15 protein-coding genes are annotated in these 26,253 nt (G+C 64.8%); 13 read left to right on the forward strand and 2 right to left on the reverse strand.

Translation table 11 applies throughout. The features are described 5' to 3' along the window. Positions 1-79 precede the first annotated feature (79 nt). The 6 genes from IVB45_RS18055 to IVB45_RS18080 all read left to right on the forward strand — a co-directional run bounded on the left by IVB45_RS18055 (position 80) and on the right by IVB45_RS18080 (position 11,207). A complete protein-coding gene (locus IVB45_RS18055) occupies positions 80-5,284 on the forward strand; it encodes an alpha-2-macroglobulin (protein WP_247360942.1) in 5,205 nt (1,734 codons plus the stop codon). Between the two features lie 11 nt (positions 5,285-5,295). Continuing rightward, a complete protein-coding gene (pbpC, locus tag IVB45_RS18060; RefSeq protein WP_247360940.1) occupies positions 5,296-7,422 on the forward strand; it encodes a penicillin-binding protein 1C in 2,127 nt (708 codons plus the stop codon). Between the two features lie 50 nt (positions 7,423-7,472). After that, on the forward strand, positions 7,473-9,215 hold the full coding sequence (locus IVB45_RS18065) for a glycosyltransferase family 39 protein (protein ID WP_247360938.1): 1,743 nt from the start codon (positions 7,473-7,475) through the stop codon (positions 9,213-9,215). A 1-nt stretch (position 9,216) separates the two neighbouring features. Next, positions 9,217-10,062 (forward strand): phosphatase PAP2 family protein, encoded by an 846-nt coding sequence (locus IVB45_RS18070; RefSeq protein ID WP_247360936.1) that lies wholly within the window; start codon positions 9,217-9,219, stop codon positions 10,060-10,062. A 63-nt stretch (positions 10,063-10,125) separates the two neighbouring features. Continuing rightward, positions 10,126-10,872, forward strand: a complete 747-nt coding sequence (locus IVB45_RS18075; protein ID WP_247360934.1) for a glycosyltransferase family 2 protein — start codon at positions 10,126-10,128, stop codon at positions 10,870-10,872. Continuing rightward, positions 10,869-11,207, forward strand: coding sequence for a lipid-A-disaccharide synthase N-terminal domain-containing protein (locus IVB45_RS18080; protein ID WP_027517911.1), 339 nt, complete (start codon positions 10,869-10,871; stop codon positions 11,205-11,207). Before IVB45_RS18075 ends, IVB45_RS18080 begins: the two co-directional genes overlap by 4 nt. 10 nt (positions 11,208-11,217) lie before the next feature. Here the strand turns inward: IVB45_RS18080 and IVB45_RS18085 are convergent, their stop codons facing one another. Next, positions 11,218-12,909, reverse strand: a complete 1,692-nt coding sequence (locus IVB45_RS18085; protein WP_247360933.1) for a Na/Pi cotransporter family protein — start codon at positions 12,907-12,909, stop codon at positions 11,218-11,220. A gap of 155 nt (positions 12,910-13,064) precedes the next feature. Further along, positions 13,065-14,249 carry a cystathionine beta-lyase gene (gene metC / locus IVB45_RS18090; RefSeq protein WP_247360931.1) on the reverse strand — a complete coding sequence of 395 codons (1,185 nt, stop codon included), beginning with the start codon at positions 14,247-14,249 and terminating at the stop codon, positions 13,065-13,067. Positions 14,250-14,644: 395 nt separating this feature from the next. On the opposite strand from metC, the gene IVB45_RS18095 reads away from it, so the two are divergent. From IVB45_RS18095 to IVB45_RS18125, 7 genes are all read left to right on the forward strand, one after another. Further along, positions 14,645-15,661 (forward strand): amino acid ABC transporter substrate-binding protein, encoded by a 1,017-nt coding sequence (locus tag IVB45_RS18095; protein ID WP_027569961.1) that lies wholly within the window; start codon positions 14,645-14,647, stop codon positions 15,659-15,661. 25 nt (positions 15,662-15,686) lie between these two features. Then, complete coding sequence (locus IVB45_RS18100) at positions 15,687-16,892, forward strand: ABC transporter permease subunit (RefSeq protein ID WP_247286121.1); 1,206 nt, start codon at positions 15,687-15,689, stop codon at positions 16,890-16,892. Further along, on the forward strand, positions 16,889-18,409 hold the full coding sequence (locus IVB45_RS18105) for an amino acid ABC transporter permease (protein WP_247360929.1): 1,521 nt from the start codon (positions 16,889-16,891) through the stop codon (positions 18,407-18,409). Before IVB45_RS18100 ends, IVB45_RS18105 begins: the two co-directional genes overlap by 4 nt. A gap of 11 nt (positions 18,410-18,420) precedes the next feature. Beyond that, complete coding sequence (locus IVB45_RS18110) at positions 18,421-19,158, forward strand: amino acid ABC transporter ATP-binding protein (RefSeq protein WP_247286117.1); 738 nt, start codon at positions 18,421-18,423, stop codon at positions 19,156-19,158. Between the two features lie 100 nt (positions 19,159-19,258). Continuing rightward, entirely contained in the window at positions 19,259-21,589 is a 2,331-nt protein-coding gene (locus IVB45_RS18115; protein ID WP_247360927.1) for a tetratricopeptide repeat protein, read from the forward strand. Positions 21,590-21,621: 32 nt separating this feature from the next. After that, on the forward strand, positions 21,622-23,865 hold the full coding sequence (locus IVB45_RS18120) for a tetratricopeptide repeat protein (RefSeq protein ID WP_247360925.1): 2,244 nt from the start codon (positions 21,622-21,624) through the stop codon (positions 23,863-23,865). Between the two features lie 113 nt (positions 23,866-23,978). Next, on the forward strand, positions 23,979-26,219 hold the full coding sequence (locus tag IVB45_RS18125) for a glycosyltransferase family 41 protein (protein ID WP_247360923.1): 2,241 nt from the start codon (positions 23,979-23,981) through the stop codon (positions 26,217-26,219). Positions 26,220-26,253 lie beyond the last annotated feature (34 nt).

The following is a 26,253-nucleotide window of genomic DNA, read 5'->3' on the forward strand; positions in this document are numbered from 1 at the left end:
CCATCGCCTTGAGTCCGTCACCTTTCCGCGCATCTCATGCGACAAGCGGCGTTCGTCCGCGATTTCCGGGAGTCCATCCATGATCGGTCTTGTTCGCGCCGTCACACTCTGCGCCACGCTGGCGTTCGGCCTTAGCGTAGCGCAGGCCGCCGACAAAGCCTTCAAGCGGGACGACCTCGCCGATTCCGCGATCAAGCTGGAGGCGCAGATCAAGGGCGAGGCGGGGCCGGTCGCCAAGACTGGCGCGAGCTTGCGCACCGACGCCGATGCTGCCTTCCGGCGCAACGACTATCGCACCGGCCTGTCGGTGCTCGGCCAGATCGCGGCGACCACGCCGGAGGATGCCGGCAACTGGCTGCGGCTGGCGAAAGTCATCTTCCAGATATCGCCGAAGAGTTCGAGCGAGCAGACGTTCCTGCTGGAGCGCGCCTCGACTGCCGCCTACATCGCCTACCAGCGTGCCGCTAATGCGGGCGAGGAGGCCGACGCGCTCGCGGTGCTCGGCAAGTCGCTGTCCGAACGCAAGCTGTGGCGGCCGGCGCTGGATGCGCTGCGGCTGTCGCTCGACATGCGCGAGGTCGCCGATGTCCGCGGCCAATATGAGAAGATGCGTGACGAGCACGGTTTTCGGCTGCTCGACTACACCGTGGACTCGGACTCCGCCAGTCCGCGCGCCTGCTTCCAGTTCTCGGAGGAGCTGGCGAAACGCACCGATTTCGCGCCGTACCTCGCGCTGGCGGGCCAGGACAAGCCGGCCCTGTCGGCCGAGGGCAAGCAGCTCTGCGTCGACGGGCTGAAGCATGGCGAGCGCTACAACATCAATCTGCGCGCCGGCCTGCCGTCCACCGTGAAGGAGGGCCTGCCGAAATCGGCCGAGTTCAACGTCTATGTGCGCGACCGCAAGCCGTTCGTGCGCTTCACCAGCCGCGCCTATGTGCTGCCGAGGACCGGCCAGCGCGGCATTCCCGTGGTCAGCGTCAACACGCCAGCCGTCAACATCAACGTGTTCCGGATCGGCGACCGCAATTTGATCAACACGGTGGTCGACAGCGATTTCCAGAAGACTCTGTCGAAATACCAGCTCAGCGATCTCGGCGGCGAGCGCGGCGTGAAAGTCTGGACCGGCGAGCTCGCGACCGCGATGACGCTGAACCAGGACGTCACCACCGCATTCCCGGTCGACCAGGCGCTCGGCGAACTGCAGCCCGGCGTTTATGTGATGACGGCCGCGGCCAAGGGGCCGGGCTCGGACGACGACTACCAGCTCGCCACCCAATGGTTCATCGTGTCCGATCTCGGCGTCACGGCCTATTCTGGCAATGACGGCATCCATGTCTTCGTGAATTCGCTGGCCTCGACCGATCCGGTCGGCAAGGCCGAGGTGCGGCTGGTCGCGCGCAACAACGAGATCCTGGCCACCCGCAAGACCGATGAGAGCGGCCATTTGCTGTTCGAGGCGGGGCTTGCGCGCGGCGAGGGCGGTCTGTCGCCGGCGATGCTCATCGTGACCGGTGAGAAGGCCGACTATGCCTTCCTCAGCCTCAAGTCCTCCGCCTTCGACCTGTCGGACCGTGGCGTTTCGGGCAGGGCCGTGCCTGCGGGCGCCGACGCCTTCGTCTATGCCGAGCGCGGCGTCTACCGCTCCAGCGAGACCGTCTATCTGACCGCGCTGTTGCGCGACGGGCAGGGCAACGCCGTCACCGGCGGGCCGATGACCCTGGTGATCGAGCGCCCCGACGGCGTCGAATACCGCCGCGCCGTGCTGGCCGACCAGGGCGCCGGCGGGCGCACCCTGTCCGTGCCGCTCAACTCGGCCGTCCCGACCGGGACCTGGCGGGTGCGCGCCTTCACCGATCCGAAGGGCTCTTCGGTGGGCGAAACTACCTTCATGGTCGAGGACTACGTCCCTGATCGGATCGAATTCGACTTGTCTGCCAAGGACAAGCTGATCAAAGCTAACGCTCCAGTGGAGCTTAAGGCGGACGGTCATTTCCTCTATGGCGCGCCGGCCTCCGGGCTGGCGCTCGAAGGCGACATGCTGGTCGCGCCCGCGTCGGAGCGGCCGGGCTTTGCCGGCTACCAGTTCGGCGTTGCCGACGAGGAGACCACCTCGAACGAGCGCACGCCGCTGGAGAACCTGCCGGAAGCTGACGCCAACGGCGTTGCCACCTTCCCGGTCACGCTCGACAAGCAGTCGGCCTCGACGCGACCGCAGGAGGCGCAGATCTTCGTCCGCATGGTCGAGACCGGCGGCCGCGCCGTCGAACGCAAGATCGTGCTGCCGGTCGCGCCTGCTGCTGCCATGATCGGCATCAAGCCGCTGTTCGGCGACAAGAACGTCGCCGAGGGCGACAAGGCCGAGTTCGATGTCGTGTTCGTCTCGCCCGAGGGTGAGAGGCTTCGCCGCGACGGCCTGCGCTACGAGCTCCTGAAGATGGAGTCGCGCTACCAGTGGTATCGCCAGAGCAATTACTGGGAGTACGAGCCGGTCAAATCGACCTCGCGCGTCTCCGATGGCGACGTGACCGTTGCCGCGGACAAGCCGTCGCGGATTGCGCTGACCCCACGGCCCGGCCGCTACCGGTTGGATGTGAAGTCGAACGACGCCGACGGCCCGGTTACCTCGGTGCAGTTCGACGTCGGCTGGTATTCCGACGGCAGCGCCGACACACCGGACCTCCTGGAGACCTCGATCGACAAGCCGCAATACGCCTCGGGCGACACGATGACCGTGTCGGTCAACGTCCGCAGCGCCGGCAAGCTGACGGTCAACGTGCTCGGCGATCGCCTGCTGACGACGCAGACCATCGACGTCAAGGAAGGCACCGCCCAGGTGAAGCTCCCGGTCGGCAAGGACTGGGGCACCGGCGCCTATGTGGTGGCGACGCTGCGCCGTCCGCTCGATGCGGCCGCGCAACGCATGCCGGGCCGTGCCATCGGCCTCAAGTGGTTCGGCATCGACAAGCAGACCCGCACGCTCCAGGTGAAGCTGACGCCGCCGGCTCTGATCCGGCCGAATGCGATGTTGAAGATCCCGGTCAAGCTCGACGGGCTCAATCCGGGCGAGGACGCCAAGATCGTCATCGCCGCGGTCGACGTCGGCATCCTCAATCTCACCAATTACAAGCCACCCGCGCCGGACGACTATTATCTCGGTCAGCGCCGCCTGAGCGCGGAGATCCGCGATCTCTATGGGCAACTCATCGACGGCATGTCGGGCACGCGCGGGCAGATCAAGTCCGGCGGCGACGCTGGTGCCGCCGAGCTCCAGGGCTCGCCGCCCGCGCAAAAGCCGCTCGCGCTCTATTCGGGCATCGTCACCGTTGCCGCCGACGGCACGGCAGAAGTGAGCTTCGATATTCCGGAGTTCGCCGGCACCGCGCGCGTGATGGCGGTGGCGTGGACCGCGACCAAGCTCGGTCGCGCCAACATCGACGTCGTGATCCGCGATCCCGTGGTGCTGACCACGACCCTGCCGCGCTTCCTGCTCAACGGCGACCACGGCACGGTCAATCTCGAGATCGACAATGTCGAAGGGCAGGCCGGCGATTACGTCATCAACGTGAAGACGGGCGGGCCGGTGAAGATGACCGGCAATCCCGCAACCACGGTCAAGCTCGCCGCCAAGCAGCGCAACTCCTTCTCGCTCGCTATCGACGCGACGGCGGCGGGGCAGGCGACGCTCGACATCGACATCAAGGGGCCGAATGGCCTGGCGCTGGCGCGCCATTATGCGCTCGACGTCAAGGCGGCGACGCAAGTCCTGGCGCGGCGCTCGATCCGGACGCTCGCGAAGGGCGAGAGCCTGACGTTGACCTCGGATATGTTCGCCGATCTCGTGCCGGGAACCGGCAGCGTCTCGGTCTCAGCCAGCCTGTCGACTGCGCTCGATGCAGCGACGATCCTCAAAGCGCTCGACCGCTATCCCTATGGCTGCTCGGAACAGATCACCAGCCGGGCGATGCCGTTGCTCTATGTCAACGAGCTCGCTGTCGGCGCGCATCTGGCCATGGACACCGAGGTCGACCAGCGCATCCGCGACGCCATCGAGCGGCTGCTGGCTCGCCAGGGCTCGAACGGCTCGTTTGGGCTGTGGTCGGCCGGTGGTGACGATGCCTGGCTCGATGCGTATGTGACGGACTTCCTGACCCGCGCCCGCGAAAAGGGTTTTGTGGTGCCGGATGTGCTGTTCAAGACTGCGCTGGATCGTATCCGCAACTCCGTCGTCAACGGCAACGAGCCGGACAAGGACGGCGGCCGCGATCTCGCCTACGGCCTCTATGTGCTTGCGCGAAACGGCGCGGCGCCAATCGGCGACCTCCGCTATCTCGCCGACACCAAGCTGAGCAACCTCGCAACTCCCATCGCGAAATCGCAGCTCGCCGCGGCGCTCGCGCTGGTCGGCGACCGCAACCGTGCGGAGCGGGTCTATGGCGCAGCCCTCGACAGTCTCGCCCCAAAGCCGGTGCTGGAGTTCGGCCGCACCGACTATGGCTCGCAGCTCCGCGATGCCGCAGCGCTGGTGTCGCTTGCCAGTGAAGGCAATGCCCCGAAGGCGACGCTGACGCAGGCGGTGTCGCGGGTCGAGACCGCGCGCGGGCTGACGCCCTACACCTCCACGCAGGAGAATGCGTGGCTGGTGCTGGCGGCGCGCGCGCTCGCCAAGGAGAACCTGTCGATGGAGGTGGACGGCCAGCCGGTCAAGACCGCGCTGTACCGCAGCTACAAGGCTGCGACCCTGGAAGGCAAGCCGCTGAAGATCACCAACACCGGTGATGCGCCGGTGCAGGCGGTGGTCTCGGTGTCGGGCTCGCCGGTGACGCCGGAGCCCGCGGCATCGAACGGCTTCAAGATCGAGCGCAGTTTCTTCACGCTCGACGGCAAGCCCGCCGATATCAGCAAGGTCAAGCAGAACGACCGCTTCGCCGTGGTGCTCAAGATCACCGAGGCCAAGCCCGAGTACGGCCACATCATGGTGTCCGACTATCTGCCGGCCGGCCTGGAGATCGACAATCCAAAACTGGTGTCGTCGGGTGACAGCGGCACGCTGGGCTGGATCGAGGATGGCGAAGAGCCCGAGGATACCGAGTTCCGCGACGACCGCTTCACGGCTGCCGTCGACCGGGCCTCGGATTCCAAGGCGGTGTTCACGGTGGCCTATGTCGTGCGTGTGGTCTCGCCCGGCAAATACGTGCTGCCGCAAGCCTATGTCGAGGACATGTACAATCCCTCGCGCTACGGCCGCACCGGGACCGGCACGGTCGAGGTGCGGGCGGCGAAGTGAGTGATGGCAAGATGAGCGGGAGAGAAAATCTGGATGGCCGGGATGAGCCCGGCCATGATGGAGCAAGGGGCAGGGGCCATCGCCTCCTCTCCGGCCTCGCGCTCACGCTCATCCTCACCATCGTCGGCTTCGTCGCGTGGGTTTACTCCCTCGGCCCGCTGCCTTTCGACGAAGCCCGCCAGGTCTCCACTACCATCGTCGATCGCAACGGCAAGCTGCTGCGCGCCTATGCGATGGCGGACGGGCGCTGGCGGTTGCCGGTCGAGACAAAGGCGAATGTCGATCCGACCTACCTCAAGCTGCTGCTCGCTTATGAAGACCAGCGCTTTTACGCACATGACGGCATCGACCCGCTGGCGCTGGGGCGCGCTGCGTTTCAGCTTGGGACCCGCGGCCACATCGTCTCGGGCGGCTCGACCATCTCGATGCAGCTGGCGCGGCTGATGGAGCCGCGGCGGCAGCGCTCGCTTTATGCAAAGCTGCGGCAGATGGTGCGTGCGATCGAGATCGAGCGCAGCTTGAGCAAGGAGCAGATTCTCGATCTGTATCTCGCGCTCGCGCCTTACGGCGGCAACCTCGAAGGCATTCGCGCCGCCTCGATCGCCTATCTCGGCAAGGAGCCGAAGCGGTTGTCGCTGGCTGAAGCCGCGTTGCTGGTCGCGCTGCCGCAATCCCCGGAGACCCGCAGGCTCGATCGCTATCCCGATGCGGCGCGCAAAGCGCGCGACCGCGTGCTCGACCGCATGGTCGAGGAGCAACAGATCAGCCGCGACGATGCCAAGCAGGCCAAAGCCGTTCCCGTGCCGAAACTGCGCAAGCCGATGCCGATCCTGGCGCCGCATGCCTCCGATGCGGCGCTCGCGACGGTCAAGGACGCCCCCGTCATCAAGCTGACGCTGGATGCCAACCTGCAGAAGGTGCTGGAGCCGCTGGCGCGCGATCGTGCCATTGCGTTGGGGCCGAACATCTCGGTCGGCATCATCGTCCTCGACAATGAGAGCGGCGACGTGCTCGCGCGCGTCGGCTCAGCGGATTATTTCGACGAGCGCCGGGCAGGGCAGGTCGACATGACCCGCGCGGTCCGCTCGCCGGGCTCGACGCTGAAGCCTTTCATCTACGGGCTCGCTTTCGAGGACGGCTTCGTTCATCCCGACAGTCTGATCGACGATCGACCCGTGCGCTTCGGCTCCTACGCGCCGGAGAATTTCGACATGACGTTCCAAGGCACGGTGCCGGTAAAGAAGGCGCTGCAGCTGTCGCTGAACGTGCCCGCGATCGTCCTGCTCGACCGCGTCGGCGCGAGCCGGCTGGCCTCGCGGCTGCGCCAGGCCGGTGGCAATCTGGTTCTGCCCAAAGACGAGGCGCCGGGACTTGCCATGGGCCTTGGCGGCGTCGGCGTGACGCTGCAGGACCTCGCCCAGCTCTATGCGGGCTTCGCCCGGCTCGGCACCACCAGGCCGCTGCGCGAGATCATAACTGACAGGGACGACCGCGAGCCGCTGCGGCTGCTCGATCAGGTCGCGGCCTGGCAGGTCGGCAATGTGCTGCTCGGCACCCCGCCGCCGGAGAACGCAGCTCACAACCGCATCGCCTTCAAGACCGGCACCTCCTACGGCTACCGCGACGCCTGGTCGATGGGCTTTGACGGGCGCATGACCATCGGCGTCTGGGTCGGCCGGCCCGATGGTGCGCCGGTTCCAGGCCTGATCGGTCGGGTTGCCGCCGCACCGATCCTGTTCGACGCCTTCGCCCGGACCGGCAAGACGCTCCTGCCGTTGCCGAAGCCACCGAAGGGGACCCTGGTTGCCAGCAACGCCAAGCTGCCGTTGCCCTTGAGGCGGTTCCGCCCGGTCGGGGATCTGGTGCGGACCGGGGGCGAACAGGCCCTGCACATCCAGTTTCCGCTGAACGGCTCGCGGATCGACGTCGATCGCTCAGGTGGCGAGGCGGGCGCAGCCATGCCAGTCAAAGTCGCCGGCGGCGTCCTGCCCATGACCGTCATGGTTAACGGAACGGCGCAGGGCGAGATAGACGGACGGCGCCAGCGGCTGATCGATCCGCCCGGTCCCGGCTTTGCGCGGCTGACCGTCATCGACGCCACGGGCGCCGCGGACACAGTTGTCATTCGAATTCAATGACCCTGCCTCAAGCGGTTGTGGCGATGGCGGTTTCAGCGTAAGCGGAACCGATGGCCGAGACCTACCCAGCACCCCGTTTTGGAGCTCCGCGCGAGCCGAAATCCCCGGTGAATCCGGGCAGCCGGCTCGTGTCCATGTTCGATATCGCCACGGCCAGCCACGTCCGCGCGGTGAGCTTCCTGCTGCTGTGCGCGCTGCTGCTATTCCTGCCGGGCTTCTTTACGATTCCGCCGGTTGACCGCGACGAGGCGCGCTTTGCGCAGGCCACCAAGCAGATGGTCGAGAGCGGCGATTATGTCGACATCCGCTTTCAGGAGGACGTCCGCTACAAGAAGCCGGTCGGGATCTACTGGCTGCAAGCGGCCGCGGTCGAGACGGCATCGGCGCTCGGTCTGCCGAAGGCCGAGTTGCGAATCTGGGTCTACCGGCTGCCCTCGCTGATCGGCGCCATCGGTGCCGTGCTCATGACTTATTGGACGGCGCTCGGCTTCGTCACGCGGCGCGCCGCGGTGCTTGCAGCGCTTCTGATGTGCGCCTCCGTGCTGCTCGGCGTCGAGGCGCGGCTTGCGAAGACCGACGCGATGCTGCTGTTCTGCGTGGTCGCCGCGATGGGCGCGATGGCGCGGGCCTATCTGTCGTGGCAGCGCGCCGAGGACGAGACGCATCCGCCATGGAGCTGGCCCGCGATCTTCTGGACGGCTCTCGCTGTCGGCATCCTGATCAAGGGTCCGCTGATCCTGATGTTCGCAGGCCTCACCATCGTCGCGCTCGCGATCCAGGACCGCGATGCCTCCTGGCTATGGAAGCTGCGCCCGCTCTGGGGCCTGATGTGGATGCTGGTGCTGGTGCTGCCCTGGTTCGTCGCGATCTTCTGGCGCGCGGGCGATGCCTTCTTCGCCGATTCCGTCGGCGGCGACATGTTGAGCAAGTTGGGCGCGCAGGAATCCCACGGCGCGCCGCCCGGACTGTACCTGGTGCTGTTCTGGATCACGTTCTGGCCCGGCGCGCCGCTCGCCGCGATGGCCGCGCCCGCGGTCTGGCGCGCGCGGCGCGAGCCCGGCGCGCAGTTCCTGCTGGCCTGGCTGGTCCCGTCCTGGATCGTGTTCGAGGTGGTGTTGACCAAGCTGCCGCATTACGTGCTGCCGCTGTACCCTGCGATCGCGATCCTCACCGCGGGCGCGCTCGAGCGGCGCGTGCTGTCGTGGTCCTGGCTGATGCGCGGCTCCGCCTGGTGGTTCGCGATCCCCGTTGGCGGCTCGATCATCGCGGTCGTCGGCGCGGTGATGCTGACGCGGCAGCCTGCTTTCGTGGCGTGGCCGTTCATCGCGGCCTCGCTGATCTTCGGCCTGTTCGCCTGGTGGCTCCACGACAACAATCACGCCGAGCGCTCGCTGCTCAACGCGCTGGTCGCAGCCCTGATGCTCGCGGTGACAGTCTACGGCATCGTGCTGCCGTCGCTGACGCCGCTGTTTCCGAGCATCGAGATCGCACGCGCGCTTCGCAACGTCACCTGCGTCGGCCCGAAGGCGGCCGCGGCCGGCTATCACGAGCCAAGCCTCGTCTTCCTGACCGGCACGCAGACGGTGCTCACCGACGGTTCGGGCGCGGCGGATTTCCTGCGGCAGGGGAGTTGCCGTTTCGCGCTGATCGAGCAGCGTTCGGAGCGCGGCTTCGTGCAGCGCGCCGAGGCGATCGGGCTGCGCTACAAGGTTGGTACGCGCATCGACGGCTACAATTTCTCCCAAGGGCGTGCGATCTCGATCTCGATCTTCCGCTCGGAAGGCACCGAGTAGGATGTCGGCACCCACCGACATCGCGCCGCGCGCGAGCTATCCCGCGCAATTGCTCACGCTGTCGGGGCGCGCCCTGGCGCAGCTCGTGCGTACGCCCTCGCATTCGCGCCGCGCCGAGGCCGCGCGAAAGCTGGCGCGGCATTCGCTGTGGCTCAGTGCGGCAGGTGCAGCCCTGGTCATCGCGCTGATGGTCGTGTTCGACCTGACCGAGATCCAGCTGATGCCGGCGCGCGGCACGCCGGGCCTGTGGCCGATCCGCATCCTGACCGATTTCGGCAAGGACGAGTATGTGCTCTCCGTGCTCGGGGGCGGGCTGGTGGTGCTGGCGCTGGTTGCGGCGGGATTGCGCGGCACAAGCCGCACGTTGCTGCTCGGCCTCGGCACGCGGCTGCAGTTCATGTTTCTGTCTGTTGCCGTGCCGATATTCGTCGCCGAGATCCTGAAATATCTCATCGGTCGAGGACGTCCGTTCGTCGGCGGCAAGGCCAATCCGTTCAACTTCATCCCATTCGAGGGGACGGGGGCCTATGCCAGTCTGCCGTCGGGTCATGCGGTGACGGCGTTCGCACTGGCGTTCGCCGTCTCGGCGCTATGGCCGCGCCTGCGCGTATTCATGTTCACTTACGCGATCGTGATCCTGCTGACGCGACTGGTGCTGCTCGCGCACCACCCGAGCGACGTGGTGGCCGGCGCCCTGGTCGGCATGGTCGGCGCCATGGCGGTGCGCTACTGGTTCGCGGCCCGCAGGCTCGGCTTTGCCATCCGTGCCGACGGCACCATTGTGCCTCTTGCAGGGGCGGTCTCGGGCCGCCTCAAAAGGGTTGCCCACGGGGCATCCGCCCCATAAAAGCGGCTGCCTGCCGGGCCCGCCGGTTCCCGAGCCAAGCCAATTCCAACCACGAGCTTCGATTTGTCGTCCCAGCCTTCGGTTTTCCAGCCCTCGGTTTCCATCGTCGTTCCCGTGCGCAACGAAGCCGACAACATTGTGCCGCTGATCGAGGAGATCGGCGCGGCGCTCGACGGCCGCTGGGCCTATGAGATCATCTACGTCAATGACGGTTCGACCGACGCGACCGGCGAACGGCTCGGCGCGGTCATGAAGCAGCGGGACAATCTGCGCCAACTGCGCCATGCCAAATCAGGCGGCCAATCCGCGGCCGTGCGCAGCGGCGTGCGTGCGGCACGCGGCGCGATCGTGGCGACGCTCGACGGCGACGGGCAGAACAATCCGGCCTTCCTGCCGGACTTGATCGCGGCCGTCGAGAACGGAAGCAAGGTCGGACTCGCCGCCGGACAACGCGTCGGCCGCAAGGATACCGGCTTCAAGAAATTCCAGTCGCGCGTCGCCAACGGCGTCCGCAACGCGATCCTGAAGGACGGTACGCGCGACACCGGCTGCGGCCTGAAGGCGTTCCGGCGCGAGGTGTTCCTGATGATGCCCTATTTCGACGGGCTGCATCGCTTTTTGCCGGCGCTGGTGCGCCGCGAGGGCTACGAGATCGCCTATGTCGACGTGATCGACCGGCCGCGCCGCTCCGGCGTGTCAAACTACGGTTTCTTCGACCGGCTGTGGATCGGCATAATGGATCTCGTGGGCGTGTGGTGGCTGATCCGCCGCAAGAAGCCGACGCCGGATGTGACTGAGGTGAAGGCATGATCATCCAATACGGTCAGGCGCTGAGCAACTATTTCTACGACGTCTTCGTGGCCAAGTTCGACTTCTGGCTCGCGTTCGGCCTCGTCGCGCAGCTGTTCTTTACCGCACGCTTCCTGGTGCAGTGGATCGCGAGCGAGCGCGCCGGCAACAGCGTGGTGCCGATGGCGTTCTGGTTCTGCTCCATGGGCGGCGGGCTGATGACGCTGGTCTATGGCGTCGTCAAGCGCGAGCCCGTCATTATCCTCGGCCAGGCGCTGGCGACCGTCATCTATATTCGCAACATCATGCTGATCGTGAAGAACCGCGGCCGGGCGTCAAAGACGCTGGAGCGCTGATCCAAGGCGACTAGCGCGGCAGCGCTGACGCCGCGCCTGTCGCAGGCAGGGCAGCGGTCTCCGTCTCGGTTCTGCGATGGGGCTCGCCGGCCGCGTCGAGCACGGGATAGGCGACCGAGCAGATATGCGAGTGGATGCGGCGCAGGTCCCGCAGCACGTCGAGATGCAGCGACGTGGTTTCGATGGTCTCGGGACGGCCCTCGCGCAGGCGGTCGAGGTGGCGCTCGACGGCGGCAAGCTCGGTATTGCGCAGTGCCGTTTTCTCCACCAGCAGCTTGCGTGCCTCGTTGGCGTCGCCCGACATGAAGACGCCGAAGGCGATGCGCAGCGAATCCATCGTGCGCTTGTGGAAGGCGGCGAGCTCCTCGGCGCCCTCGGGCGAGAACTGGAAGCGACGCTTGATCTTCTTGGTCGCGAGCTCGCTCAGGCTCTTGTCGATGATATCGCCGATATGTTCCAGATTGATGGCGAAGGAAATGATCTCCATCGCGCGCCGGCCCTCGCTCTCGTCGAGGCTGCCCCGCATGAGTTTCGTCACGTAGAGCTTGATGGCTTCGTCGAGGCCGTCGACGATGTTGTCCATCTTCGAGACCTGGTCGACCAGCGCGCGGTCGCCGCTCATCATCGCCGCCATCACCTTGCGCAGCATGATCTCGACGAGATCGCCCATGCGCAGGGTTTCGCGGCCGGCATCGGCCAGCGCCAGCGACGGCGATTCTAGCGCTGTCTCGTCGAGATAGCGCGGCCGGGCCGGATCGGCCTCCTGCACACGATCGGGCAGGAGCCGGGTCAACAGGCGCGACATGGTGTCGAGCAGGCCGATGAAGATGATGGCGGTGCCGACGTTGAAGGCGATATGGAACGCCGCAGTCATCCTGGCGAGATCCGGCTGCCAGGCGTGCATGTGCTCGGCGATCGGGCCCTGGAAGGGTAGGACCAGGGCGATCCCGATCACGCGATTGACGAGATTGCCCACCGGCAGGCGATAGCTGGCGGGATCGTCACGCTTGGCGCCTTCGAACACGGGATTGATGGCGCTGCCGAGATTGGCGCCAAGCACCAGTGCGAGCGCCGCGTAAGGCGAGATGAACTGCGAATAGGCGAGTGACATGATCAGCAGCACGCTGGCGACGCTCGAATGCACCGCCCAGGTGACGAGCGCCGCGATCACGATGCACAGAACGGGATCGCCCGTGATGGAGGACATCACGACGCGGACGCCCGGTGCGTTCTCGGCCGGCGCCAGCGTGTCGAGCAGGATGTGCAGCGACAGCAGCATCAGTCCGAGACCGATCAAGACACGGCCGACGTCCTTGATCCGCGAGCGCGGACCCACGCGGAAGGCGACCAGTCCGAGCACGAACAAGACCGGCGCGACGGCGGCGATGTTGAACGACAGCACCTGCACGATCAACGTCGTGCCGACATTGGCGCCGAGCATGATGGCGAGCGCGGTGACCAGGCTGAGCAGGCCTTCGGCTGCGAACGAGCTCGTGAGCAGCGCGGTCGCCGTGCTGCTCTGGAGCAGCGCTGTCAGCCCGAGACCGGCGGCAAACGCGTTGAAGCGATTGCCAAGCGCCTTGCCGAGCAGCCGTCGCAGGTCGGGGCCAAAGGCGCGCAGAATCCCGCTGTGGACCATGTGCAGGCCCCACAGCAACAGCGCCACGCCGCCCATCAGATCGAGCAGTACCAACGTTCCCATGCTCCGAGTCCGGATTGGAGTCGATTGGTGAGGCTAGCGCCAAATGCTTGAGGTTCAAACCATTTGTTGGCGCGTCGGCGTTAACGTTTGCGGGTTCTGCACGTTCCCCCGGCGCGCGTTGGCGCGTCCCGCGGCGCGATGCCTTGTGAGCAGGCTCACATTGCTGCCTTGAGGGCAGCGAAGCCGCGATCGAGGTCGGCCTTGAGGTCGTCGACGCTTTCGAGCCCGATATGCAGACGCAGCGTGGGGCCGCCCGGCGCCCACTTGGTCGCAGTGCGATAGGCGTCGCAATCGAAGGGAATCACCAGGCTCTCGAAGCCGCCCCAGGAGAAACCCATGCCGAACAGTTTGAGCGTATCGAGCATGGTGTCGACCGCCTTCTGCGGCGCCGGCTTCAGGACGATGCTGAACAGGCCCGACGCGCCCGTGAAGTCGCGCTTCCAGATGGCATAGCCCGGATCGGTCTCGAGCGCCGGATGCAGCACGCGCGCGACCTCGGGACGGCTCGCAAGCCAGTGCGCCATGTCGAGCCCGGAGCGATGATGCTGCGCCAGCCGCACCGATAGCGTGCGCAGGCCGCGCAGTGCCAGGAAAACGTCATCGGGACCGGCGCAAACGCCGAGCAGGCGGATGCCTTCGGCGATCTGCGGCCAGGCCTTGGCATTAGCCGAGATGGTGCCGAACATGATGTCGGAATGGCCGCCGATATATTTGGTGGCGGCCTGCATGCTGATGTCGACGCCCTGTTCGAGCGAGCGGTGATAGAGCGGCGTGGCCCAGGTGTTGTCGTCGATGACGAGCGCGCCGCGCCCATGCGCGACCTCGGCGATGGCGCGGATGTCCGGCATCTCGAACGACTGCGAGCCGGGCGCCTCGACCAGAACGGCGCATGTGTTGGGCCTGAACAGCTTGTCGATGCCGGCGCCGATCATCGGATCGAAGTAGGTGGTCTCGACGCCGTAGCGGGTGAGCATGCCGTTGCAGAAATTGCGCGAGGGCCGATAGACGTTGTCGCAGACCAGGATGTGGTCGCCGGCCTTCAGCACCGAGAGCAGGGTGGTCGAGATCGCCGACAGCCCCGACGGCACGATGCCGACGCCGGCGCATTGCGGCCCCTCCAGCGCCATCAGGGTCTCCTGGAACGCACGGGTCGTCGGCGTGCCGTGCCGGCCGTACTGGAACTCGCCGCGATGGGCGTGCAGGTCCTCGGCGGTCGGATAGAGCACGGTCGAGCCGTGGAAGACGGGCGGGTTGACGAACCCCTTCTGCGCCTTGGTGTCGCGGCCGGAGGTGACCAGTCGGGTCTCGGCGTGCTGCTCGGAGGGGTGTGAGGAATCCATGCGTCTGCTTTCAAAAGCGCGTTTCCACGAGGCGCGCTGCGCCCGCGGGCTGGCCGAAAGGCCGCTGTCGTTAATAACAGAACACAGAAGAGTCCCGTCAACCCCTTGACCCGGCACGCCAGTCGTTCTGTTATCGCAGGTGCTATTCAGTCGCCGCATGTTGAGGGGCCTGCCGCGACCTTCGATCCATCGCCTGACCGGACCTAGCGCCACAGCCATAACGGCGGGCGCCTTTCGGCGAGGATTAAGGCAAGGCCTCCCGGGATCGGCGGGTGATCGGCAAGGTTTTCCAGCATGACTCTTGCAGGGCTGGTCTTGATACGGCTAGCCCTGGCAGAGACGATCGCAAAGACAACGTTCCTGACCTTGAGACGACTTTGAAAGGCCCAAAGCCCATGAAACGCGTAACCCTGGCTCTCACTCTCGCTCTCGCCGCCGGCCTGACTGCCCAAGCCGCCCATGCGCAAACGCTCAAGACCGTCAAGGACCGGGGCATGCTGTCCTGCGGTGTCAGTCAGGGTCTGCCCGGCTTCTCCTCGCCGGACGACAAGGGCAACTGGACCGGGCTTGACGTCGATGTTTGCCGCGCGATCGCCGGGGCGATCTTCAACGATCCGACCAAGGTCAAATACGTGCCGCTCTCCGCCAAGGACCGCTTCACGGCGCTGCAATCCGGCGAAGTCGACGTGCTGTCGCGCAACACCACCTGGACCATCTCGCGCGATACCTCGCTCGGCGCCAACTTCACCGGCGTGACTTATTATGACGGGCAAGGTTTCATGGTGAAGAAGTCGCTCAAGGTGAACTCGGCGCTCGAGCTCAACAGCGCCTCGGTCTGCGTCCAGACCGGCACCACCACCGAGCAGAATCTCGCCGACTACTTCAAGGCCAACAACATGAAGTACGAGGTGATCGCGTTCGGCACCAACGACGAAACGGTCAAGGCCTACGAGGCAGGGCGCTGCGACGTCTTCACCACCGACCAGTCGGGCCTGTACGCCAACCGCCTGAAGCTTGCCAATCCCGGCGATCACATGGTGCTGCCGGAAATCATCTCGAAGGAGCCGCTCGGACCAATGGTGCGCCACGGCGACGACCAATGGTTCGACATCGTGAAATGGACGCTGTTTGCCATGATCACCGCCGAAGAGCTCGGCGTGACCGCGAAGAACGTCGACGAGAAGACGAAACAGGAAAATCCGGAGTTGAAGCGCGTCCTCGGTACCGACGGCAATTTCGGTGAACAGCTCGGCCTGAGCAAGGACTGGGTGGTGCGCATCGTGAAGGCCGTCGGCAATTACGGCGAGGTGTTCGACCGCAACGTCGGCGCAGGCTCGCCGCTTGGTATCAGTCGGGGTCTCAACAATCTCTGGAACAAGGGCGGTCTCCAGTACGCGCCGCCGATCCGCTGACCCCGCCTGATCCGCGCTCGCGGCGATGAGCATCGAGGCTCGCAAACCCCCGCCCCAGATCGCGCTGAAGATCAGGCGCGTGCTGGGAGGCAAGACAGGCTGGAACGGCATCGCCGTCCAGTTTGCCTTCGCTGCGGTCCTGGGCTGGATTGCCTATGAAATCGTCTCCAACGCCCGCGCCAACCTCGAGAACCAGCACATTGCGGCCGGCTTCGGCTTCCTCGCGAACAACGCCGGTTTCGACGTCAATCAGACGCTGATCTCGTATACCGGCTCAGACACGTTCCTGCGCGTATTCCTGGTCGGGCTCCTCAACACGCTCGTGGTCTCGGTGGTGGGCATCGTGTTCGCCACCGTGATCGGCTTCATTGTCGCGCTGTGCCGGCTGTCGCCCAACTGGCTGCTCGCGCGCATTGGCGAAATCTATGTCGAGATCATCCGCAACCTACCGGTGCTGTTTCAGATCCTGTTCTGGTACCTGGCGGTGCTCGCGGCCTTGCCCAATCCACGACAAAGCATTTCGCTGCTCGGCATCGCTTTCGTCAGCAATCGCGGTCTCGTCATTCCCCGCCCGATCGGCGAGAGCGGATTCGAGGCGTTTCTTGTGGTGCTGGCGCTCGGCATCGTGGCTTCGGTGGCGCTGCGCATCCATGCGCGCCGGGCGCTGTTCCAGCGCGGTCAGGTGATCCGGATCTGGCCCTATGTGCTGGGGCTGCTGTTCGGACTGCCGCTCGTCACCATGCTGGTAGCGGGTCTGCCCTTCACCTTCGAGCTGCCGCAGCTCAAGGGCTTCAATTTCGCCGGCGGCTCGCGCATCATCCCGGAGTTCGTGGCGCTCACGTTGGCCTTGTCGACCTATACGGCCGCCTTCATCGCCGAGATCGTGCGCGCGGGCATCCTCTCCGTCCACAGCGGACAGATGGAGGCGGGATCGTCGCTGGGCCTGAGCCGCGGCACTACGCTGCGCTTGGTCGTCGTGCCGCAGGCGATGCGCGTCATCGTTCCGCCGCTGACCAACCAGTACCTCAACCTCACCAAGAATTCGTCGCTGGCCGTCGCGATCGGCTATCCCGACCTCGTCTCCGTGTTCGCCGGCACGTCGCTGAGTCAGACCGGGCAGGCCATCGAGATCATCGCCATGACGATGGGCGTCTATCTCCTGATCTCGCTGATCACCAGCGCCGTCATGAGCGTCTACGGTTGGCGCATCAGCCGGAGTCTCGGCGCATGAGCGATATCAGCTCGTCCAGTTTCGTCCGCCAGGATCTTCTCGATGAGCGTCCCGCGCCGGTGAAGACCACGGGCTTCGTCGGCCTGGTACGGACGCGCCTGTTCAACTCGCCGACCAACATCCTGCTCACGATGGTCGGCGCCTTGCTGCTGTGGTTCACCGTCATTCCTTCCGTCAAATTCCTGATGGTCGACGCAGTCTGGACCGGCAAGGATCGCACCGCCTGCCTCGCCGAGAACGCCGGCTTTGCGGTCGGTGCCTGCTGGCCCTACATCCAGGCCAAGCTGCCGCAACTGATCTACGGCTTCTACCCCGAAGCCGAACGCTGGCGGGTCGACCTCACGCTCGTCCTGTCAGTGATTCTGTTGGTGCCGTTGCTCATTCCGCGGCTGCCCTCGAAAGGATTGAACGCAGGCCTGTTCTTTTTTGCGTTTCCAGTGGTTGCATTCTTTCTGCTGCATGGCGGCGGCATCAAGGGATTTGGCCTGAGCTGGACCGCTGACCTGCTGCAATTATTCGACGACAGCATCATCGGCGCCGGGCAGGCTCTGCTCAGTCTCGGCAAGACGTCCTCTGCCGCACCGGTGTTGTGGGTCGTCGGCAATGTCATCGTGCTCGTGGGTAACCTGATCTACTGGCTGATCTTTCCGCTGACCTGGCTGCGAGATCAGCTGCACGGGACAGGCCAGTCGATCTGGGCCGATTTCGCCATCACCGCCGCGATCGTCTCCCTGATCGCCTTCGTTCTCGGCGGCGGCCTCCGCACCGGGGGGCGGGCCCTGACGTCCAGCATCGCCACCTTCGTCGCCATCGCAATCGTGATCAAGCTGATGGGGCTCGATCACGGCGGACTGCCGATCGTGCAGACCAACCTGTGGGGCGGGCTTCTGGTGACGCTGGTGGTCTCTGTTACCGGCATTGTCACCTCGCTGCCGATCGGCATTGCGCTGGCGCTTGGCCGCCGCTCGACCATTCCGCTGATCCGGATCTTCTCGATAGCCTTCATCGAGTTCTGGCGCGGCGTGCCGCTGATCACCGTCCTGTTCTTCGCCACTTACATGCTGCCGCTGTTTCTCCCGGGCAATTTCACGGTCGACGGGTTGGTGCGTGCGCTGATTGGAATTTCGCTGTTCACCGGCGCCTATCAGGCCGAGAACGTCCGCGGCGGGCTGGCCGCCATCCCGCGCGGGCAGGGCGAGGCGGCCGCGGCATTGGGGCTGTCCTGGTGGAAGACGACCTCGCTGATCGTTCTGCCGCAGGCGCTGCGCCACGTCATTCCGAACCTCGTCAACAGCTTCATCTCGCTGTTCAAGGACACATCGCTGGTCTCGATCGTGGCGCTGTTTGATCTCTTGGGCTCGCTGCGGGCGTCGTTCTCGGATCCTAAATGGTCGTCGCCGTCGACCGCGTTCACCGGGTTCGCCTTCGCCGGGATCATCTACTTCATCTTCTGCTTTGGAATGTCGCGCTACTCGCTCTTCGTCGAGCACCGCCTCAACGCTCACCGCCGCAACTGATCGAGGTCACCATGTCCGACCCCATCGTCAAGATATCCGGCCTGAACAAATGGTACGGCGAGTTTCACGTGCTGCGCGACATCGACCTTGCGGTCGAGAAGGGCGAGCGCATCGTGATCTGCGGCCCCTCCGGCTCCGGCAAGTCGACGCTGATCCGCTGTATCAACGCGCTCGAGGAGTTTCAGGAAGGCGAGATCGTCGTTGATGGCATCGAGCTCGGGCCGAACCTGAAGCACGTCGACGCGGTGCGGCGCGAAGTCGGCATGGTGTTCCAGAGCTTCAACCTGTTTCCGCACCTCTCTGTGCTGGACAATTGCACGTTGGCGCCGATCTGGGTGCGCAACATCCCCAAGAAGGACGCCGAGGCAGCGGCAATGAAGTTTCTGGAGCGGGTCAAGATCCCGCACCAGGCCAACAAATTTCCGGGACAGATGTCCGGCGGTCAGCAGCAGCGCGTCGCGATCGCCCGCGCGCTGACGATGAACCCGAAGGTGATGCTGTTCGACGAGCCGACCTCGGCGCTCGACCCCGAAATGGTCAAGGAGGTGCTGGACACCATGGTCGACCTCGCCGAGGAGGGCATGACCATGCTGGTGGTCACCCACGAGATGGGCTTTGCCCGCGAGGTCGCCAACCGCGTGGTATTCATGGACGCGGGCCAGATCATCGAAGCCAACACGCCCAAAGAGTTCTTCGCGGCCCCGCAGCACGCCCGCACGAAACTGTTTCTGAGCCAGATCCTGCGCTGAGCGTCTGCAATCCGTTGGCGTCGCGGGTCCAGCCGATCCGCCAGCTTGGCACCATGCGAATCGGCCAACCTCTTTTCGGGCCATCCTCCGGAGAGAGACTTTGCAGAGCAGCGCCGGCGCGCGCGCATTCCAGAACGCGCGGTTGCAAAAGAAATTGAAGAAGCAGGCGGACGCGCTTATGTCGGCCGCGGTTCAGGCACTCGGGCAGGGCCGATACGCGGAAGTCGAGACACTCTGCCGCCGGATTTTGACGGAGGTTCCGGATCATTTCGACGCCGCTCACCTGCTCGGCCTGCGCGCGTATGATGGCGGGCGGCTGGACGAGGCGCAACAACTGCTCGAGCGCGCGACGGCGCTCGATCCGCGTTCGCCTGATGCCCATGGTAATCTCGGGGCAGTGTATTTCACCCTCCAGAAGTTTCAGGACGCTCGCGCATGCCAGGAGAAGGCGATTGCGCTGAAGCCGAATTCTCCGATCGCCTTGATCAATCTGGGCAATACGCTGCTGCACATGGGCCTCGCCGAGCAGGCTATCGAGCTGCACGAACGCGCTATCAGGCTGAAGCCGGACTATGCCGATGCATTTTGCAATCGGGGCATGGCGGAGCTGATCGAAGGTCAGTTCCAGCGCGCCAAGGGGAGTTTCGATCGCGCCCTCGCTTTTCAGCCGCGCCACGCGGAAGCGATCGCGGGCAAGGGCATGGTATGCATCGAGCTCCGGCACTACGAAGAGGCGGCCGCGGCGATCGCGGCAGGGCTCGCGATCAAGCCGGATTCGCCGAAGATTCTGGTGCAGCGCGGACGGCTCAATCTCGATCTGTCGCGGCTGGAGCAGGCGCTCGCGGACTTTGATGGGGCGCTGGAGCTTTCGCCAAGGCTCGAAGTGGCCTTGCAGGGAAAGGCGCAAGTCAACCTTGTCAGGGGCAACACGGCCGGAGCGATTGCGGCGGTCAAGACGTTGCTCGAGGAAAATCCGCGGTCCGACATCGGAATTGCGCTTCTGGCTTCCTGCTATGCGAGCCAGGGAGACATCGCGACTGCGCTCGAACATCTCGACGCGGGGCTGGCAATCGCGCCTGATTATGCGGACTTGATCGGGCGCAAGATCTTCTTTCTGGACTATCTCCCCGACGCCGATTTTGCGGTTCAGCAGGCCGCACGAAAGCAGTGGTGGGACGCGATCGGCGCCAGATTGCCGCAAAGCGCGTTGTCGTCCCGCAAGCTCGATCGGGACAAGCGAATATTGATCGGATACGTCGCTTCCGAATTCAGGAACCACTCCGCAGCATTCGCTCTGTTACCGGTACTGCGCCATCATGATCATGCCAGGTTCGAGATCGTCTGCTATTCGTGCTCGCCGTTACGAGATGAGATAACCGACGAATTCAGGTCCATGGCGGACGTCTGGGTCGATGCCTGGCAGCTTTCGGACGACGAGCTGGCCGATCGCATTCAGGCCGACGGAATCGATATCCTGATCGATGTGTCCGGGCATTCGACCGGCAACAGGCTCCATGTCTTCGCCCGCAAGCCGGCCCCGATCCAGGTCACGGGGTTTGGTCACGCCACTGGTACGGGCCTTCAGACCATGGACCATGTGCTCGCCGATCCCATCTTCATTCCGCAATCGGCGCGACATCTGCTGGCTGAAAAGGTTTACGACCTGCCGTGCCTGATCACGATCGATCCCATCCTGGATGTGCCGCCCTCGGAGCTTCCCATGCTCCGCAACGGCCATGTGACCTTCGGCGTATTCAACCGCATCTACAAGATCTCGGATGGAGCCATCCGAGTCTGGTCGAAAGTGATGCGGAAAGTGACGGGTTCGAAGATCATCATCAAGCATACCCTGCTCGACGATCCCATGCTGCGCGACAGCCTGGTCGCGCGGTTCGTAGCACAGGGCATTGCCGAGGAGAATGTCACCTGCCTGGGCTCGTCGCCGCGCCACGAGCATCTGCTGGCGTTTGCGAACATCGACATATCGCTCGACACGTTCCCGCAAAACGGCGGCGTCAGCACCTGGGAATCGCTCTATGCGGGCGTGCCGGTCGTAGCCAAGCTCGGCAACGGTGCATCGTCGCGCGCCGGCGGGTCGATCGTGGCTGCGGTCGGTCTCGATGACTGGGTCGCCGATAATGACGAGGGCTATGCCGCGATCGCATCCAAATATGCGGCACAGCCGGCGCATCTGGCGAAGCTGCGCGCGGACTTGCCGGCTCGGATCGCGGCTTCGCCCGCCGGCAACGTCGAAATTTACACGCGCGAGGTCGAAGCGGCTTATCGCCAGTTCTGGCGCGACTATTGCGCCGCGGCTTCGAAGGGCGGCGACGTGCGTAGGAGGCCAGCGGCGCCGGGCCGCTGGGCCCCGGGAAATCCCGGGGTATCACCGCGCCGGCTGACCGGCCGGCCAGGCCTGCGAATCAGTTAGACTCTCGCCGGGCTATCCCTCGGAGAGACACCTTGCAGACCAGCGGCGCCGGCGCGCGCGCATTTCAGAACGCGCGATTGCAGAAGAAATTGATGAAGCAGGCCGACGCCGTCCTCTCCGCCGCGGCTAGCGCCTATGGCCGGGGTCGATATGCCGAGACCGAAGCACTCTGCCGGGATATCCTGAAGGCGCTGCCCGATCATGTCGACGCGATGCACCTGCTCGGCATGTGCGCGCATGACGGTCGCCGCCTGGAGGAGGCGCAACAGCTGCTCGAGCGCGTGATTGCACTCGATCCGCGACTGCATGATGCCCACAACAACCTCGCCACCGTGCATTTCGACCTCGGCAATTACGAGGAGGCGCGGCGGTGCCAGGAGAGGGCCATCGCGCTAAAGCCGAATTTTGCGGTCGCGCTGACCAACCTCGGCAACACGCTGATGCATCTGGGGCAGTACGAACAGGCGCTCGAGCTGCATGAGCGCGCCATCAAGATCAAGCCGGATTATGCCGATGCATTCTGCAATCGCGGCATGGTCGAAGTTGTGCTTGGACAGATCATGCGCGCCAAGGAAAGCTTCGACAGGGCCCTGCTGTTTCAGCCCCGTCACGCCGAGGCCATCGTCGGCAGCGGCATGGTCGCCATGGAGCTGCGGCACCACGACGAGGCGGCCGCCAAGTTTGCCATGGCGCTCGCGATCAAGCCCGGCTCGCCGAGGATCGTAGCCCAACGCGGGCGGCTCAGTTACGAGTTGCAGCGCCTGGAGCCCGCGCTTGCGGATTTCGAGGCGGCGCTTGCGATCTCGCCCAAGCTCGAGCTGGCTCTGCGCGGCAAGGCCCAGACCTGCCTCGTCATGGGAAAGACCGCGCAGGCGATGGCGGCCGCAGCGGCCCTGATCGAGCAAAATCCGCGCTCCGAGATGGGGTTGGCGCTGATGGGCTTCTCGTATTCGAACCAGGGGGACATGGACGCCGCGATCGAATATCTCGATCGTGCGCTGGCGCTCCGGCCGGATTATGGGGATGCGATCAGAGGAAAGATCTTCCTGGAGGACTACCGCGCCGAGGCCGATTTCGTGGTCCAGCAGGCGGTGCGAAAATCCTGGTGGGACCAGATCGGCTCCAAACAGCCGCGAAGGGAGCTGCCGAAGCGGCCGCTGGATCCGGAGAAGCGGATCGTGGTCGGCTATGTCGCTGCCGAATTCCGGCAGCACTCCGCGGGGCTCACGCTGCTGCCGGTGCTGCGCCATCACGATCACACCAAATTCGAAATCATCTGCTACTATTCCTGGCCGGGCGGGGACGAGTACACCGCCATGTTCAAATCGTTGGCGGACGTCTGGGTCGAAGCCTGGGGGCTTTCGGATGACGAGCTCGCCGATCGTATCCAGGCGGACAATGTCGACATCCTGATCGACGTTTCGGGGCACACGACCGGAAACAGGCTGCTGACTTTCGCTCGGAAGCCGGCCCCGATCCAGGCCACTGGCTTCGGACACGCGACAGGCACGGGCATGCCGACCATGGACTACGTGCTCGCGGATCCCATTTTCATTCCGCCGTCGGTTCGGCATCTGTTTGCCGAGAAAATCTACGATCTGCCGTGCCTGATCACGATTGAACCAGTCTCGGATCTGCAGCCCTCAGAGCTGCCGATGCTCCGCAACGGCTACGTCACTTTCGGTGTGTTCAACCGCATTTACAAAATCTCGGATGATGCGATCCGTGTTTGGTCGCGCATCATGCGGGAGCTGCCGGGATCGAAGATCATCCTCAAGCATGGTCTGCTCGATGATCCGCTGCTGCGCGATAGCCTGATCGCGCGTTTCCTGGCGCAGGGTGTTGTCGAAGAGAGCCTCACCTGCCTCGGCACCACCTCGCGCGACGACCATCTGGCGGCTTTCGCCCAAGTCGATATTTCCTTCGACACGTTCCCGCAAAATGGCGGCATCAGCACCTGGGAATCTCTCTACAAGGGCGTTCCCGTCGTTGCCAAGCTCGGCAACGGTGCCTCCTCGCGTGCTGGCGCCTCCATCGTGACCGCCGTCGGCCTCGGCGACTGGGTCGCGGAAGATGACGATGGCTATGTCGAGATCGCCCGCAAATTTGCGTCACAGCCCGAGTATCTGGCGAGATTGCGCGCGGATTTGCCGGCTCGGATCGCGGTTTCGCCCGCGGGCAATGTCGAGACCTACACGCGCGAGCTCGAGGTGGGTTACCGAAAGTTCTGGCGCGACTATTGTGCCGCCACCTCGAGTGACGGCGGCGTTGCGTAGGCGAGGCCTGCGTTGAGCACCGGCATCTTCCGGAGATTGCCGGGCCGCCTAAACCGGACGGCCTTGGCCGCGAATCAGCTAGAATCCTCCCGGGCATCCTCCGGAGAGAATCCTTGCAGAGCAGCGGCGCCGGCGCACGCGCGTTCCAGAACGCGCGGTTGCAGAAGAAATTGAAAAAGCAGGCGGACGCGATCATTTCGACCGCGGATACGGCCTATGGCCAGGGCCGGTATGCGGAGACCGAGGCGCTCTGCCGCCAGATCCTCAATGAACTTCCGGAGCATTTCGGCGCCTTGCACCTGCTTGGCTTGGGCGCATTCGCGAGCCGACACTTCGAGGCAGCGAAACAGGCGCTCAAATATGCCGTGACGGTCGACCCACGCTCGGCACAGGCATTTTCCGATTTGGGAGCCACGCATTTCGCGCTTGGGGAGTATGAGGAAGCGCGTACGTCCTTGGAGAGGGCCATCGCGTTGAAGCCGAGCTTCCCCATGGCCTTGGCCAACCTCGGCAATACCTTGTTGCATCTCAACCGCGTCGAGCAGGCTATCGAATCGTACGATCGCGCGATCGGGCTGAAGCCCGATCATGCCGATGCGCTCTGCAATCGCGGCCTGGCAGAGCTTGCGCTGCGCCAGCTTGATCGCGCCAAACAGAGCTTCGAGCGCGCACTGTTGTTTCAGCCGCGAAACGTGGAGGCGCTCGTCGGCAAAGGTTTGGTCAATATCGAGCTCAAAAACTTCGACGAGGCCAAGGGCGCGCTGGAGGCGGCGCTCGCGATCAGGCCGGGTTCGGCGAAGATCTTGGCGAATCGTGGACGGCTCAATCTTGAGGCGTCGAGCCTGGAACAGGCGGCGGCGGACTTTGATGCGGCCCTTGCGCTTGCGCCCAAGCTCGAGGTGGCCCTGCAGGGGAAGGCACAAGTCGCGCTTGCCATGGGAAACACGGCGCAAGCGATTCTGGCGTGCACCACGTTGCTGGAGGAATATCCACGCTCCGCGATCGCGATGGCGCTGCTGAGCGCTTGTTTTGCCAACCAGGGCGAGATCGCATCGGCGATCGAGCTACTCGATGCGGCGCTGGCCATTGTACCGGATGCGTCCTTGATCGGCCGGAAGATCTTCTTTCTCGACTATCTTTCCGACGCCGATTTCGCGGTTCAGCAGGCCGCACGAAAGCAGTGGTGGGACGCGATCGGCTCGAAGTTGCCGCGAAGGATTCTTGCCCCCCGGCAGCTTGATCCCGACAAGCGGATCGTGGTCGGCTATGTTGCTGCCGAATTTTGGCATCACTCGGCAGCGTTCGCTCTGTTGCCAGTGCTGCGCCACCATGACCACGCCAGGTTCGAGATCGTCTGCTATTCGTGCTCGCCGGTAAGAGATGAGATCACCGCCGCATTCAGATCCTCGGCGGACGTCTGGGTCGACGCCTGGCAGATGTCGGACGACGAACTGGCCGATCGCATTCAGGCTGACAAGGTCGATATCCTGATCGACGTGTCCGGGCACACGACCGGCAACAGGCTCCATGTCTTCGCCCGCAAGCCGGCCCCGATCCAGGTCTCGGGGTTTGGTCACGCCACGGGCACGGGCCTTCAGACTATGGACTACGTGCTCGCGGATCCGGTCTTCATTCCGCAATCGGCGCGCCATCTGCTGGCTGAAAAGGTCTACGACCTGCCGTGCCTGATCACGATCGATCCCATTTTGGATCTACCTGCATCGGAGCCGCCCATGCTCCGCAACGGCCATGTGACCTTCGGCGTGTTCAACCGCATCTACAAGATCTCGGACGAGGCCATCCGGGTGTGGTCGAAAGTGATGCGCGAGGTGACGGGTTCGAAGATCATCATCAAGCATACCCTGCTTGACGATCCCATGCTGCGCGACAATTTGGTCGCGCGGTTCGTGGCACAGGGCGTTGCCGAGGAGAATGTCACCTGCCTGGGCTCGTCGCCGCGCCACGAGCACCTGCTGGCGTTTGCGAACATCGACATATCGCTCGACACGTTCCCGCAAAACGGCGGCGTCAGCACCTGGGAATCGCTCTATGCGGGCGTGCCGGTCGTAGCCAAGCTCGGCAACGGTGCATCGTCGCGCGCCGGCGGGTCGATCGTGGCTGCGGTCGGTCTCAATGACTGGGTCGCCGATAATGACGAGGGCTATGCCGCGATCGCATCCAAATATGCGGCACAGCCGGCGCATCTGGCGAAGCTGCGCGCGGACTTGCCGGCTCGGATCGCGGCTTCGCCTGCCGGCAATGTCGAAATCTACACGGCCAGGGTCGAGGCGGGTTACCGCCAGTTCTGGCGCAACTATTGTGCTGCGGCCTCGGAAGGCGGCGAGGGCGCCTGACCGTGCCGGGTGGAGCGAAGCCTCGAATCGCGCC

The sequence above is a fragment of the Bradyrhizobium sp. 4 genome (genome assembly GCF_023100905.1).
GTDB lineage: Bacteria > Pseudomonadota > Alphaproteobacteria > Rhizobiales > Xanthobacteraceae > Bradyrhizobium.

Coding starts and splice junctions, on each gene's coding strand:
- IVB45_RS18055 (WP_247360942.1), top strand. CDS start 80: ATGATCGGTCTTGTTCGCGCCGTCACACTCTGCGCCACGCTGGCGTTC.
- pbpC (WP_247360940.1), top strand. CDS start 5,296: ATGAGCGGGAGAGAAAATCTGGATGGCCGGGATGAGCCCGGCCATGAT.
- IVB45_RS18065 (WP_247360938.1), top strand. CDS start 7,473: ATGGCCGAGACCTACCCAGCACCCCGTTTTGGAGCTCCGCGCGAGCCG.
- IVB45_RS18070 (WP_247360936.1), top strand. CDS start 9,217: ATGTCGGCACCCACCGACATCGCGCCGCGCGCGAGCTATCCCGCGCAA.
- IVB45_RS18080 (WP_027517911.1), top strand. CDS start 10,869: ATGATCATCCAATACGGTCAGGCGCTGAGCAACTATTTCTACGACGTC.
- IVB45_RS18085 (WP_247360933.1), bottom strand. CDS start 12,909: ATGGGAACGTTGGTACTGCTCGATCTGATGGGCGGCGTGGCGCTGTTG.
- metC (WP_247360931.1), bottom strand. CDS start 14,249: ATGGATTCCTCACACCCCTCCGAGCAGCACGCCGAGACCCGACTGGTC.
- IVB45_RS18095 (WP_027569961.1), top strand. CDS start 14,645: ATGAAACGCGTAACCCTGGCTCTCACTCTCGCTCTCGCCGCCGGCCTG.
- IVB45_RS18100 (WP_247286121.1), top strand. CDS start 15,687: ATGAGCATCGAGGCTCGCAAACCCCCGCCCCAGATCGCGCTGAAGATC.
- IVB45_RS18105 (WP_247360929.1), top strand. CDS start 16,889: ATGAGCGATATCAGCTCGTCCAGTTTCGTCCGCCAGGATCTTCTCGAT.
- IVB45_RS18110 (WP_247286117.1), top strand. CDS start 18,421: ATGTCCGACCCCATCGTCAAGATATCCGGCCTGAACAAATGGTACGGC.